Source organism: Avibacterium paragallinarum, assembly GCF_900450705.1.
Lineage (GTDB): Bacteria > Pseudomonadota > Gammaproteobacteria > Enterobacterales > Pasteurellaceae > Avibacterium > Avibacterium paragallinarum.
On record NZ_UGHK01000001.1, the window covers coordinates 434,017 to 447,749 of the forward strand.

Sequence of the window (13,733 nt, forward strand, 5' to 3'; positions counted from 1 at the left end):
TATGAAAAAACTAAGTTTAGATGATATCCAGAAAATATCATTAGATATATTGATTTATTTTGATAGTTTTTGTAAAAGAAATAATATTAACTATTCTTTAGGTGGGGGGACATTGATAGGCGCTGTCAGACATAAAGGTTTTATTCCTTGGGATGATGACGTTGATGTTTATATGCTTAAGGATGAGTATGATAAATTTATTTCTTTATGGAGTAAAGAAAGTCATTCAAGATATAAATTGTCTGCAGCTGAAAGTATAGATGGATTTATGCCTGGAGAAATGACAAAGATTTTCGATAATAAAACCTTACTAACTGACATAAAAGGAAGAAAGTCAAATTTATTTATTGATATTTTTATTTTTGATGGCGTTCCATCTAATCCGAAAATTCTTTATAAGGAAATGAAAAAGCATAGAAGAATAAAATTGAGATTTTCTTCTTGTAGAAAAAGATGGTACCATAATGGTAAAAATAAAATATTAAATTATATATTTTCTAATCTTTCTATATGGCTATTTGATAAAATGATGACCAATTTAGCTAGGGTACGATCAAATAATCCTATAGAAAAAAGTGAGCTGATAGGATTATTTTTGTCAGATTATGGGAATTGGAAAAAGTCATATATGAAAAAAGAGTACTTTAGTTCTACTATTTTAGCTGATTTTGAGGGATATAAGTTTCCAATAATGAATGGTTATCATGAACATTTAATGATGTATTATGGTGACTATATGAAATATCCTCCATTAGATCAGCAAAAGCCAAGCCATTCATTGGAAGCATATTTATTAAATGACTAGTATTACAGTAACAATAGATGTAATGTGGTGAATTTTTTTGTTTAGTAATGCTGATAGAGAGGGGATCTCTGCCTTTATGGTATATCGTATACACCGCATAATTGTTGTAAGAGAGCAGAATAAAATTGTAACGATTTGATTTTGCAAGCCTAGAATTTGCTTACGAACTGACAGAAAAATTAGTCAAAAATAAACGCTAATTTTATACCGCACTTTAAAAAACCACCTTCGGGTGGTTTTTCTTTATTTTTCTAAAATATCTTTTATCACTATTTTTGTGAAATACTTCACAGAATTAAAATTTCTAAGTTTTTATATTTCGAAATATATGTTCTAATTTTATTGAAAGGGGGATAGAAATGAAAATAGGAGGAACATATGAGTCATCATATAAAACAGCGTTATCTCTTTGCAAAAAAGTTAATTGAAAAAGTCGGTGAAACAGCACTTTCATTCTATTTAAATCGTGAAAAACTGAATATTCAGCATAAAAAAGGAGAAGCTCAAGATTTAGTTAGTATTGCGGATCAACGTGTTGAACAAGAAATAAAAATGGCATTAAAAGCCCATTTTCCTGATGATGGCTTTCTTGGGGAAGAATCAGGGGCTGATGGCATTGAAAAGGACTTTTGCTGGGGGGTTGATCCCATTGATGGCACGAGTCCTTTTTTATATGGTTTGCACGCGTGGTGTGTCTCTATCGCCGTGCTTTATAAACAAGAAATAGTGATAGGCTTAATTTACGATCCATTGCATAAAGAGCTATTCTACGCCACAAAAGGGAATGGGGCTTTTGTTAATGAAACCCCTTTATCAACAGCAAAAGTGCAGACATTGAAAGAGGGATTAGTGGGATTAGGTATGTCTCATCGCGTACCGCCTAGCACATTTATCCCTGTTATTGAACAAGTATTAAAAGCAGGGGGAATGTATGTGCGTAATGGCTCAGGGGCTTTAACACTCGCTTATGTGGCTGCTGGGCGATTGATTGGTTATTTTGAACCACATATTAATGCGTGGGATTGCTTAGCAGGGATTCTGCTTGTGCAAGAAGCAGGCGGTAAAACCAATCATTTTTTAGCGAATGATGGGTTGTTAAAAGGAAATTACATTCTTGCCAGTAGCACAGGCGTTTTTGAGCAACTGGAAGCTATTCGAACCTTGACCTTATAGGAGGAAAATATAATGTCTATTTTAAACTTCTTTAAAGCCAGCCCAGCCATACCACTTAAAAATTATACAGAGGCAATGTTTAAAAGCACGAGAATGAAAAGTTTCTGGGCATTTTCTTTTGCTTATGCCATTTATTATGTGTGTCGTTTATCCTTCAATGTCGCAAAACCTGCGTTAGTGAATAACAATATTTTAACGCCTACAGAACTTGGGGTGATTGGATCTGCTATTTTTATCACTTATGCAGTGGGAAAATTTGTAAATAGTGCTGTAGCCGATCATTCTAATATTGTACGTTATCTTTCCATTGGGTTATTTTTCTCCGCATTATGTAATTTTGCAATGGGAATGACGACAAGTGCCATTGCACTTACATTGATTTGGGGTTTCAATGGTTGGGTGCAATCAATGGGCGTTGGACCTTGCGTTGTTGCACTCTCGCGTTGGTATGATGACAAAGAACGTGGCTCTTATTATGGCTTTTGGTCTGTTGCTCATAATGTTGGCGAAGGGATAACCTTTATTGTTACCGCAGCGATTATTACCACATTTGGCTGGCGATTTGGTTTTAGCTTTGCGGGAATAATGGGATTACTCGGTGTTCTTGTTGCGATGATGTTTATGAAAGATTCCCCTGCCGCTTGTGGATTTAAGCCGATCATTACAATGAATAAACAAACAGAGGAACTTGATAACAAAGAGGTTTTAAAACATCAATGGGATGTGATTAAAAAACCAGCTATTTGGGTGCTTGCAGTGGCTTCTTGTTGTATGTACATTGGACGTTATGGCGTAAATAGTTGGGGTGTCTTTTTCCTTGAAAATGGAAAAGGCTATACCACACTGGAAGCGGCCTCTATCATTAGCGTAAACAGTATTGTCGGGATTTTAGGGACAATTATTTCAGGTTGGTTGTCAGATCGTTTCTTACAAGGAAAACGTAATGTAATGACGGTTGTAGTAAGCCTACTAAATGCCCTTTCTCTCGCCGCATTTTTATTTGCTCCAGCAGGGAATACCTAGTTTGCGATTATTGCACTTTCTGTATTCGGTATCACCTTAGGTATTCAACTTTGTTTCTTGGGCGGCTTATTAGCCACAGATATTTCTCATAAATCTGCTTCAGGCATTGCATTGGGAATGATGGGCGTATTTGGTTATGCCGGTGCAGCAGCGGGGGAATTCTTAACTGGCTTTATGATTGATAAAACCACCGTGATTGATACCGCAGGTAATAAAATTTATGATTTTGATGCACTGGCTTATTTCTGGGTGGGAGCGGATCTATTATCTGTTATCGCCGCGATTATTTTTTCAATTTTAGTTGTTTACCAATCAAAAAAATAAAATACCATTTTTGAATCTTAGATAAAGAGCTGATCCTATTTATATGGGAATCAGTTCTTTTTTTCTGCGGAAGTAATGTAGTTTTATTTTGTTTTAACTTAGTTGCCAGTGTTAGCTCTATACGGGAAGGGTATATTATTTCAAATAATTTTGTACGTTTACATCCTAAGATAGCACTTGATACAAATTTTTTAGTGTATTTACTTAATCAAGATAGCGATATTAAAAGACAATTTACGATGTCCTTACAAGGCTCAACAGCTTTTTGCTGGCGTTTCCATCGCCAGTGTAGCAAGACGGCTAGGACACGCCAGCATCACTACCACACAAAAAACCTATTTGCACATTATTCACGAGTTGGAAAATAAAGATGTGGATTTGGTAATGCGATCGCTGTCGAGTTTGAATATCCATTAAGTTAGGCGGTTTTTCACAATATAAAGTGCGGTGTGTTTTCACCGCATTTTTCCCATAAAAATTCATACAAAGATGAATGCCGTCTGAATATTTGCCCATTACGGCAATTGGCGTAAACGGGCGATGGTTTGACATTCGGATTCGCTATGCTCACCTTGTTGCGTTAGGGTTTGCAAGAAATCTCGCATTTCTATCAGTTGGATGATTTTTTCTTCGATTTTTTCCAGTTGTTTTTGCACAATCTGATCCAAATGATGATGTTCGGCAGGCTGATGGCGTAAATGGTTGAGCTGTTTGATTTCTTCTAACGAAAAATCCAGTGTTCGGCAGATTTTGATGAATTGCAACACATTGAGGTCGTCTTCATCATATTGACGATAACCATTGGCGTCGCGTTTCGGCGTGGGCAATAAGCCCTTTTTTTCGTAAAGACGAATGGTTTCTAAATGCACGCCGCTGCGTTGGCTAAATTGATTTATTTTCATTATTTTTCTTTTGATGCTTGACCCTGTAGTGGATACAGACTTTATAGTCATCGCCAGATTGATACAATCCATTTCAGCAAAAAGAAGGAAAAAATGACCCATTCACATCATCACGATCATTCACATCCGCATATTCACCATTCACACAATAAACGTATTTTGCTATTGAGTTTTGTGCTGATTACCAGCTATGCCTTGGTAGAATGGCTTGGCGGGCGTTATTTTCATAGCTTGGCATTGATGGCGGATGCAGGGCATATGCTCAATGACAGCCTGTCGCTTTTTGTGGCATTAATTGCCTTGTATTTATCACCGTTGAAACAAAAATGGCTGGCATTGATAAATGGCGGTTCGTTGATTGTGGTTGCGTTGGGGATTTTATGGGGGGCATTGGAACGCTGGCAAAACCCCGTGCCAATGCTGGCTGGCTCGATGTTGGTGGTTGCCGTGTTGGGCTTGTTGGTAAACCTGTTGGTGGCGTGGCTAATGCTCAAAAGTGATCGGGAAAATCTCAATATCCGTGCGGCGTATTTACACGTTTTAGCGGATTTATTTGGCTCGCTGGTGGCGATTGTCGCAGGCTTGAGTGCGTGGCTATGGAATTGGCAATGGGTGGATTTAGCCGCCAGCGTCATATTGAGCATACTGATTTTGCGTAGTGGCATTCGCATTGTACGGCAGGCAATACAAGATTTACACACCGTGGCTTAATGGCGTTAATGGGCGTGTGTTGAGGCAAATGGCGGCAGAAAAGGCGGTCTGAAAATCGTTCCTAGCCAGCCTTTTCATTGCTCAATAAAAAAGTGCGGTCAAAAATCACCGCACTTTTGTCATCAGCCCTCAAACTTTCCTCGCTTATCATTTTATGCCGTTGTATAGTTCGCCGAATTTTTTATAGAGAGAATCTTATGAAACGTCGTGATTTTTTACTCGGCACAGGGGCATTAGCCCTTTCGCCTTATTTTTTACGCCACGCTTGAGCAGCCAATAGCGGTGCAAGCTAATATTTAATGCCGTCTGAAAGTGCTCCCCATCAAGCCACTTGGATGGCATATGGTGCAACAGCAGGTGCGTGGGGGACGACAGGCGTGTACGGAATGGCACGCCGTGCGGCTCGAGCGGATTTAATGCGAATCGCCGCCAACCTTTCCCGTTTTGAACCCGTGAATATGCTGGTGAACCCCAATGAAATGGAGGAAGCCCGTGCGGTGTTGGCACAGGTGAAAGGCGAGTTGGCTCAGTCTGATTTGCGTGAATACAGTGCCACAGGCGTATTCACCAACGGGCGTGCCATTCCCAACATCGAAGCAGGTGGAAAAATCAACCTCATCGCCGCACCGCTCAATGATTTATGGGTACGCGACACCGCCCCGCTATTTGTGCGTGATGAAAACGGCAAACGTGCCGCAGTGGATTTCAATTTCAACGGCTAGGGACAAGCAGACACAGGTGCACAAGGCTGGTGAAAAGACCCTGCCAAACGTGAACACGGCATTGTGGATCAGCCCATTGGAAAAGACCAAAAAATCGCTGCTTTTGTCGCCAAATACACCCACTCGCCATTAGTGAAAACCTGGCTGGTAATGGAAGGCGGCATTGAAGTGGACGGCAAAGGCAACGCCATCTGCACCGAAAGCTGCATTCTTAACGATAACCGCAACCCTAACCGCAGCAAAGCCGAAGTGGAACAAGAATTACACCGCGTGCTGGGCGTGAACAACATCACTTGGCTCAAAGGCTTAAAAGCCCGTGACATCACCGATGCCCACATTGATTTCTACGCCCGTTTCACCGACGACAGCGTACTCTGTGCTATTGATGATGAACCCGAATCGCCTGATTATGCGGTAACCCGCGACAATCTGCGTGTTCTCAAACAGCACCACCGCAAGGTGATTGAGCTACACGCCCCGAATTACGAAACCGTGCAAGTTGCCGTAGAAGCCCGTCAATATGGAGGCTTCCGCTTCAATGAAAACGGCTTTGCTGCAGGTTATATCGGCTTTTACGTTGCCAATGACTGCATCATCTTGCCACAATTTGGCGACCCTGATGCCCACCGTGAAGCCTTTGATATCGTCAGCCAAAGCCATCCAGACCGCACTGTGCTACAAATCGCCACAGACGGCATCGCCAACGGCGGCGGTTCAATCCACTGTGCCACCCAGCAGGAAATCCCTGAATGAGCGAAGAAAAGCAAGCTAATTTCAAAGATTTACGCCAGCCGATGATCGCCTCCATCGGCATCGTAATGGGCTTTTTGCTGAACTTCCTCGCAGGCTGGGCGGCTGCAGACGATAGCCAACCTGCGGTAAATAGCCTCTCTGATTTACTCATCGCCGCCTCATTATTAGTGGGGCTGGTGATGATGCTCAGCGTGCTTTACCGCCTGCTCGCCCACCCTGAGCGAATGCAACAAGCCAGCCACTACCAAACCACCTTTCGGCTCTATTTCGCCAGCCTCATCTTAACCTTTGGCGGTTTGATTTTTGCCTTGTTTATTTGATGAGGCTTCAATCCTCTGAAAACAACTGAAAAAATGACCGCACTTTTAGGAAGTTTCTCTTTGAAGTGCGGTCATTTTGTTATCTATTTTTATGACGAATGTTCGTAATAAAAAGGGAATTAACAAAACTGTAACAATCTTTCCGAATTTTGTAGTTAAAATCTGTGATTTTGCTCACAAATTCATAAAGTATGCTTTACCCCCCCCCGAAATCACTTATAATAAGGTATTCATACCATTGGTTATTTTTATTTTTGGAGGGGGAAATGAAAACAAATTTAAAAACTTGGCTTGCTGTTTTAGGGCTTGTTAGTTTAGTAATGCCAAACGTTGTTATTGCGAAGCCGGAGGAGAGCGGGAGCGAGAGGTATTTAAGTTGGACAGAGTTTAACGAGGAGCTAAAAGATTTGATAAGTATGTGCCAAAAGGGTGATCCAGCAGATTTTTATGACATTTATAAAGAGTGTAGTAAGGAAAGTATCATTGAGTATTATTTGGATGATCGTGATATGCATATATATCCTGATGGTGGCAGTCGTTATGATGAAGTGGATTACGATGCTATTGAGGACTACATTAACAATGCGTTAAAAAACTATAAAGAACCGAAAAAACCGACCCAACCAAGCCAACCGCAACAACCAACAATGTCTTGGCTGGCACTGGCACCAAGAGTGAATTTAGAACAGGGATTTGCGAGCGTACGCACCTTACACGAAAGACGGGGAGAGAACTGGGAATTGAAGGAAACAGAAGGTCAGCCTTGGGGCAGAGTGTTAGGGGATTATTTGACGCAAAAAGGAGATGAAAATGCGTCATTTAAGTTGCGAGATTATGGATTTCAATTAGGTTATGACCGCATAGAGAAGAAAGAAGCGGGGCATAGATTAACGGGGATATTTGCGGGTTATCGAGTAGGTAAAGCGAAATTCTATGGTGAAGATGAGAATAATCAACCCCTCTATCAAGGAAAACTTCGCACCCATCATTTCCATCTAGGAGCGGAGCATACCCGTTATGCAAAAGATGGCGGTTATGTGGATTTAGTGGGATTGATGTCTTATTTTAGAAATCAGTACCAAGCACGTTTAGAGGGAGAAAAAGTAAGATATAGTCGTTTTGGGGTATTGTTCTCAGTAGAAGCGGGTAAGCCTTTCGCAGTGAGTTCGTCAGAAGAAAAAATAGGGTGGTTTATAGAGCCTCAAGCCCAATTGATTTATCAATTTATTGCCTCGAAGAATCCGAACGATAAGATAGAGATGTCAAATAGCAATGCGTTGCGAGGCCGTGTAGGCGTTCGGGTTGTGCGTAATAGAGCGTTAGATGATGAATGGCAAGCACGTTCCCTTTATGCGGTTGCGAATATTTGGAAAGATTTTTACAATCGCACGGGAGTTCGGATTAATGATGTGAAATTTGAACAAGGTTATGGGAATCTATGGTGGGAAGCAGGAGTAGGGTTGCAATTGCCTTTATCTCGTAAGCTGTATTTGTACACGGATGTACGTTATGAGCAACAATTTGGTCATCGAGCAGGTCATCACGGCTATAGAGGGGTGATTGGGTTGAAATATAATTAATTTTTCAATGGTAAAAACTGGTCCGAAAAAATACCGCACTTTTATAGGCATTTGACTTAGAAGTGCGGTGTTTTTTTGCCTTATTTTTAAGTCAAACACCAAGGCTGTTTGGATAAATAATCTTGTAAAAAATCAATCAATAATGCCGTGCGTGGGGCAAGGGTATGGTGGCGGTAATACACGGCATAAATGGGTTGTGTGAGTGATTGGCGTAAATCAGGCAGGATTTCGACCAATTCGCCATTTTGGCGTGCGTTGTGTGTCATCATATCCGAAAGGCATACCACACCAAGATGATTGAGTGCTAATGCCAATAGGCTTTCGCCGCTAGAGGCAGAGATATGCGGCTGTATGTCAAGCCAATGCCCTGCGTTGTCTAAAATTGGCCATTGGTTGAGGTGAGCTGGTTGACTAAAACCTAATAAACGTTGTTGGCATAATTGCTCTAGATTGTGAATGTTGCCGTGTTCAGCTAAATATTGCGGGCTAGCTAGAATACGAACGGCGGTTTTACCAAGCAAGCGGGCGTGCATGGTGGAATCTTGTAGCGTGCCAATGCGAATGGCAACATCGGTGCGTTCCTCTAAGAGATCGATGTTTAACTCATTGCTGTTTAGCTCCAACTGGAGCTGGGGATAGCGTGGCAAAAATTCGGCGATAGCTGGAATAAGAACGTGTCGCATCACGGGGGTGGAAGTATTCACACGCAATAATCCGCTGACATCACTACGCCGAGCGAGCAGTTTTTCTTCCGCACTTTGCACACTGTCTAAAATTTGCCGTGCTTGTTGCAACAACAATTCCCCTTCATCAGTGAGGTGCATTTTTCGCGTACTGCGTTGCAATAAGGTCATTCCCAGCTCTCGTTCTAGTTTTGTCAAAGCACGGCTCACCATTGAAACAGGCTGTTCCAAACGCATTGCCGCCCCGCTAAGCGACCCGCTTTCCACGATATGAACAAAGATATTTAGGGCTTCCAGATTCAGTTTCACGACACGTTCCCCAACACAAAAGAATGGGCTTATTATTGCAAAAATAAAGGGGCTGTCCTAGATAACAACTAAAAAATCTATTTAGGTTAGAATGAACCAATGAGAAAAAGTCGTCTAAGTCAGCACAAACAAAATAAACTCATTGAGCTATTTGTTGCAGGTGTTACTGCAAGGACAGCAGCAGAGTTAGTCAATGTAAACAAAACGACTGCCGCATATTACTTTCATCGTTTACGCCAACTCATCTATCAAAACAGCCTTCACTTAGAGATGTTTGAAGGTGAAATTGAAGCCGATGAAAGTTATTTTGGCGGTGCTCGCAAAGGCAAACGTGGTCGTGGTGCGGCAGGGAAAATTGCGGTATTCGGGCTTCTCAAGCGCAATGGCAAGGTTTATACCGTTGCGGTTCCAAATACGCAATCTGCCACCTTGTTACCCATTATTCGGGAGCAGGTAAAGCCTGATAGTATTGTTTACACCGATAATTATCGTAGTTATGACGTGCTTGATGTGAGTGAATTTAGTCATTTTCGTATCAATCACAGCACACATTTTGCTGAAAATCATAACCACATTAACGGAATTGAGAATTTTTGAAGCCAAGCAAAACGCCATTTACGCAAATTTAATGGTATCCCAAAAGCGCATTTTGAGCTTTATTTAAAGGAATGTGAATGGCGTTTTAATTACAGCAACATAAAAAGTCAAATTTCTATTTTAAAACAATTGGTTAAAGGGAGTTTAGTCTAGTTATCTAGGACAGCCCCTTGATCAAATTACCCCAACTGCACCGCAAACCGCTCAGCCTGTTTCTACGCCAACACTCGCACCGACACTATCGGCTTCCACATCACAAACAGGCACACCTGTTACCGCACCAATGGCAGGTACTATTTGGAAAGTGGTAGCAAGCGAAGGGCAACAAGTGGCGGAAGGCGATGTATTGCTCATTCTCGAAGCAATGAAAATGGAAACGGAAATCCGTGCTTCGCAAGCGGGAACGGTGCAAAATATCCGCGTGAAAGCTGGTGATGCCGTTGCCGTGGGCGATACCTTATTAACCTTAGTCTAAGTGCGGTGGAAAAATGGAAAGTATTTTGTCGTTACTGCGTGGAATGGGCATTATGCACCTAGAATGGGGGCAGGCGGTGATGATTGCCGTCAGCCTGCTACTCTTGTGGCTTGCCATCGCACGCAAATTTGAACCCCTGTTATTGCTACCCATTGGCTTTGGTGGATTGCTCTCTAATATCCCTGAAGCAGGCTTAGCAATGACAGCATTGGATAACCTTTTGCATAACGGCACAAGCCAGCAACTGGCGATAATCGCGGAGAAACTCGGCACAGTGGCAGATCCTCTCGCCATTAAGACCGCACTTAACAACGCTTTGCCGTCGGTGCAAAATGAGTTGGAAGTGATGGCAGGCGATATGGGCTATACCGCAGGTGTGCTGGCATTGTTCTATAAAGTGGCGATCGGCTATGGCGTTGCCCCGCTTATTATTTTTATGGGCGTGGGTGCGATGACGGATTTCGGTCCACTACTTGCCAACCCTCGCACCCTATTATTAGGGGCTGCCGCACAATTTGGTATTTTTGCCACCGTGCTTGGGGCGTTGGGGCTAAACTGGCTTGGCATTATCGACTTCACCCTGCCACAAGCTGCCGCAATTGGCATTATCGGCGGGGCAGACGGCCCAACCGCCATTTACCTTGCGAGCAAACTCGCCCCCGAGTTATTAGGTGCGATTGCCGTGGCGGCGTATTCTTATATGGCACTCGTGCCATTAATTCAGCCACCGATTATGAAAGCCCTCACTTCACAGCAAGAACGCAAAATCCGAATGGTGCAACTGCGAACCGTGAGCAATCGTGAAAAAATCCTTTTCCCGATCGTGCTATTGGTACTTGTCGCCTTGCTCTTGCCTGATGCCGCACCATTATTGGGAATGTTCTGTTTTGGCAACTTAATACGCGTCAGTGGCGTGGTGGAACGCTTGAATGACACTGCACAAAATGCCCTCATCAACATTGTTACCATTTTCCTCGGGCTTTCCGTTGGGGCAAAATTGGTGGCGGATAAATTCCTACAACCGCAAACACTCGGCATTTTAGTGCTAGGAATGATCGCCTTTGCGATCGGCACAGCATCTGGTGTATTAATGGCGAAATTAATGAACCGCTTTAGCAAAAATCCAATTAACCCATTAATTGGTGCAGCGGGGGTTTCTGCTGTACCAATGGCAGCACGGGTCGCTAATAAAATCGGGCTAGAAGCCGATCACCAAAACTTCCTACTAATGCACGCAATGGGTCCCAATGTCGCAGGTGTTATTGGATCTGCCATCGCAGCAGGGGTAATGTTGAAATATATTTCAGCAATGATGTGATATAAAAGAAATAAAGCCAACTTTTATTTTAAGTGGCTTTATTTCTCGTTATAGAATTATCAAAATATAACTAAAGTTATTTCTCCTACCTCGTATCACTTTGCATAGCCTAACAACTAACCTAGAATCAACTCAATCTTCCTTTCCCGAATGGCGGTTTGGGCATTATCCAATAAATCTTTATCGCAAATAATGCTATCGAATTGTTCCAAGGCACAAATATGAAAAGTGGCACTTTTGCCATATTTCGAGGAATCGGAAACCAGCACCTTTTTTTGGCTCGATTGTAAAATCGCCCGTTTGACAGGCAGCTTGCTTTCATCGGGGGTGGTGAGCCCTTTTAGATTCCACGATGACGTTGAGATAAAGGCAATATCAATCGAAAGCTGTCTTAAGAGTTGGGCGGCGAGTTCGCCAACAGAGGAGTAATTGGCTTTGTTCACCGTTCCGCCGCAATGAATAAGGCGGCATTGTCCGTTTTTCATTAGAAAATCTGCGATAATAAAATCATTGGTTACCACCAAGAGATCTTCTCTATCTGCAATTCGATGGGCGATTTCAAGTGTGGTTGTGCCTGCATCTAAATAGATTGTGGTGTTTTGGGGAATAGATTGTGCTGCGAACGCCCCGATCTTTTCTTTTTGCAAGGTGGAAAGCAAGGATTTTGCATTATGCGTTAGTTCATCGGATAAATGTTCCAACAATTTCACCCCGCCAGACACAGATACCACCCGCCCTTCTTGCTCCAATTTTTGAATATCGCGGCGAACGGTCATATGCGATACGCCCAATAACTCCACCAACTGCGTAATACTAATGATGTGGTGCTGGCGGATAAGGTTCAGTAATTGCTTTTGTCGCTCTGCTGGGATCATTTTATACTCCGAAAGGATTAATTTTTCTCATTATAATGCGTTGATTTTAAAATAATACTGCCTTATACCGCATTAACCTGTTATTTATGCTTATTTTTTGAACAAAACCTCCAATCTAACACCATTCCTCCAAAAAACTTTTCAAAAACTAACAATATTTAACAATAAATGTTAAATATTGTGATCTTTATCGCAGTTTTTTATTTCAAAATAGATAAAATGAGTTACATCTTAATCATTGTTACAAAGGAGAATGGGTATGAAAAATTATTCAGTTGCCGTTATTGGTTTAGGTGCAATGGGTATGGGGGCTGCAAAATCTTGTGTAAACGCAGGCTTAAATACCTATGGCGTTGATCTCAACCCTGTTGCACTACAAACCCTAAAAGATCACGGGGCAAAAGCCGTTGGAAAAAGTGCGGTGGATTTTGCACAAGAATTAGATGCGGTAGTGTTATTGGTGGTCAATGCCACGCAAGTGAATGCCGTATTGTTTGGCGAAAACGGATTAACCCCGCATTTGAAACCGAATACCGCAGTGATGGTGTCGTCCACTATTTCAGCCCAAGACGCACAAGCCATTTCACAAAAATTAACAGAATTAGATTTGCTGATGTTAGATGCCCCAGTTTCTGGTGGGGCAGCAAAAGCAGCGGCAGGGGAGATGACGGTAATGGCATCGGGTTCTGCACAAGCCTTTGCCAAATTGCAACCTGTGTTAGATGCCGTGGCTGGCAAGGTTTACCGCGTTGGCGAAGAAATCGGCTTGGGGGCGACGGTGAAAATCATTCACCAACTCTTGGCTGGTGTACATATTGCCGCAGGTGCTGAAGCAATGGCTTTAGCGGCTAAAGCAGGTATTCCGCTTGATTTGATGTATGACGTTGTGACCAATGCGGCAGGTAATTCTTGGATGTTTGAAAACCGAATGAAACACGTTGTCGAAGGGGATTACACCCCGCTTTCAATGGTTGATATTTTCGTCAAGGATTTAGGCTTAGTGAATGACACGGCAAAATCGCTCCATTTCCCACTGCACTTGGCAAGCACGGCTTATTCAATGTTTACAGAAGCCAGCAATGCGGGCTATGGCAAACAAGATGACAGTGCGGTGATCAAAATCTTCAGCGGTATCGAATTGCCAAAAAAGGAGGGGAATTAAG

At 42.4% G+C, this 13,733-nt stretch carries 12 protein-coding genes and 4 pseudogenes; 12 read left to right on the forward strand and 4 right to left on the reverse strand.

What is annotated here, in order from left to right:
- Window position 1 precedes the first annotated feature (1 nt).
- The 3 genes and pseudogenes from DXZ23_RS02355 to DXZ23_RS02365 all read left to right on the forward strand — a co-directional run bounded on the left by DXZ23_RS02355 (window position 2) and on the right by DXZ23_RS02365 (window position 3,325).
- Window positions 2–805 (forward strand): LicD family protein, encoded by an 804-nt coding sequence (locus DXZ23_RS02355; protein WP_017806719.1) that lies wholly within the window; start codon window positions 2–4, stop codon window positions 803–805.
- 378 nt (window positions 806–1,183) lie between these two features.
- Window positions 1,184–1,978, forward strand: a complete 795-nt coding sequence (locus DXZ23_RS02360) for an inositol monophosphatase family protein (RefSeq protein WP_017806718.1) — start codon at window positions 1,184–1,186, stop codon at window positions 1,976–1,978.
- 12 nt (window positions 1,979–1,990) lie between these two features.
- Window positions 1,991–3,325 (forward strand): annotated as a pseudogene (locus tag DXZ23_RS02365) (MFS transporter).
- A gap of 300 nt (window positions 3,326–3,625) precedes the next feature.
- Here the strand turns inward: DXZ23_RS02365 and DXZ23_RS16205 are convergent.
- Both DXZ23_RS16205 and DXZ23_RS02375 read right to left on the reverse strand, forming a co-directional pair.
- Window positions 3,626–3,877 carry a hypothetical protein gene (locus tag DXZ23_RS16205; protein WP_202950319.1) on the reverse strand — a complete coding sequence of 84 codons (252 nt, stop codon included), beginning with the start codon at window positions 3,875–3,877 and terminating at the stop codon, window positions 3,626–3,628.
- Window positions 3,841–4,227: a MerR family transcriptional regulator gene (locus DXZ23_RS02375; RefSeq protein ID WP_017806714.1), complete on the reverse strand. Its 387-nt coding sequence runs from the start codon at window positions 4,225–4,227 to the stop codon at window positions 3,841–3,843. The genes DXZ23_RS16205 and DXZ23_RS02375 overlap by 37 nt, the downstream gene beginning before the upstream one ends.
- Before the next feature lie 93 nt (window positions 4,228–4,320).
- On the opposite strand from DXZ23_RS02375, the gene DXZ23_RS02380 reads away from it, so the two are divergent.
- From DXZ23_RS02380 to DXZ23_RS02405, 5 genes and pseudogenes are all read left to right on the forward strand, one after another.
- Window positions 4,321–4,938 (forward strand): cation diffusion facilitator family transporter, encoded by a 618-nt coding sequence (locus DXZ23_RS02380; RefSeq protein WP_017806713.1) that lies wholly within the window; start codon window positions 4,321–4,323, stop codon window positions 4,936–4,938.
- A 77-nt stretch (window positions 4,939–5,015) separates the two neighbouring features.
- Entirely contained in the window at window positions 5,016–5,207 is a 192-nt protein-coding gene (locus tag DXZ23_RS15210; protein ID WP_123797090.1) for a hypothetical protein, read from the forward strand.
- A gap of 30 nt (window positions 5,208–5,237) precedes the next feature.
- A pseudogene (locus DXZ23_RS15780) lies at window positions 5,238–6,413 on the forward strand (agmatine deiminase family protein).
- A complete protein-coding gene (locus DXZ23_RS02400) occupies window positions 6,410–6,733 on the forward strand; it encodes a hypothetical protein (protein ID WP_017806710.1) in 324 nt (107 codons plus the stop codon). Before DXZ23_RS15780 ends, DXZ23_RS02400 begins: the two are co-directional and overlap by 4 nt.
- 266 nt (window positions 6,734–6,999) lie before the next feature.
- Window positions 7,000–8,313, forward strand: a complete 1,314-nt coding sequence (locus tag DXZ23_RS02405) for an autotransporter family protein (protein ID WP_021723580.1) — start codon at window positions 7,000–7,002, stop codon at window positions 8,311–8,313.
- Between the two features lie 86 nt (window positions 8,314–8,399).
- On the opposite strand, the gene DXZ23_RS02410 is transcribed toward DXZ23_RS02405, so the two are convergent.
- The gene (locus DXZ23_RS02410; protein WP_017807573.1) at window positions 8,400–9,305 is read right to left on the reverse strand and encodes a LysR family transcriptional regulator; all 906 of its coding nucleotides are present in this window, start codon (window positions 9,303–9,305) and stop codon (window positions 8,400–8,402) included.
- Between the two features lie 99 nt (window positions 9,306–9,404).
- Between DXZ23_RS02410 and DXZ23_RS02415 the strand changes: the two are divergent.
- The 3 genes and pseudogenes from DXZ23_RS02415 to DXZ23_RS02425 all read left to right on the forward strand — a co-directional run bounded on the left by DXZ23_RS02415 (window position 9,405) and on the right by DXZ23_RS02425 (window position 11,695).
- Window positions 9,405–10,055: pseudogene (locus DXZ23_RS02415) on the forward strand (IS1595-like element ISHpa1 family transposase).
- 7 nt (window positions 10,056–10,062) lie between these two features.
- A pseudogene (locus DXZ23_RS02420) lies at window positions 10,063–10,377 on the forward strand (biotin/lipoyl-containing protein); the annotation flags it as partial.
- Window positions 10,378–10,390: 13 nt separating this feature from the next.
- Window positions 10,391–11,695: a sodium ion-translocating decarboxylase subunit beta gene (locus tag DXZ23_RS02425; RefSeq protein WP_021724640.1), complete on the forward strand. Its 1,305-nt coding sequence runs from the start codon at window positions 10,391–10,393 to the stop codon at window positions 11,693–11,695.
- Between the two features lie 116 nt (window positions 11,696–11,811).
- Here the strand turns inward: DXZ23_RS02425 and DXZ23_RS02430 are convergent, their stop codons facing one another.
- Window positions 11,812–12,570 (reverse strand): DeoR/GlpR family DNA-binding transcription regulator, encoded by a 759-nt coding sequence (locus DXZ23_RS02430; RefSeq protein ID WP_017806704.1) that lies wholly within the window; start codon window positions 12,568–12,570, stop codon window positions 11,812–11,814.
- A 253-nt stretch (window positions 12,571–12,823) separates the two neighbouring features.
- Here DXZ23_RS02430 and ltnD point away from each other — a divergent pair, with 253 nt between their 5' ends.
- Window positions 12,824–13,732: an L-threonate dehydrogenase gene (ltnD, locus tag DXZ23_RS02435; RefSeq protein WP_021724641.1), complete on the forward strand. Its 909-nt coding sequence runs from the start codon at window positions 12,824–12,826 to the stop codon at window positions 13,730–13,732.
- Window position 13,733 lies beyond the last annotated feature (1 nt).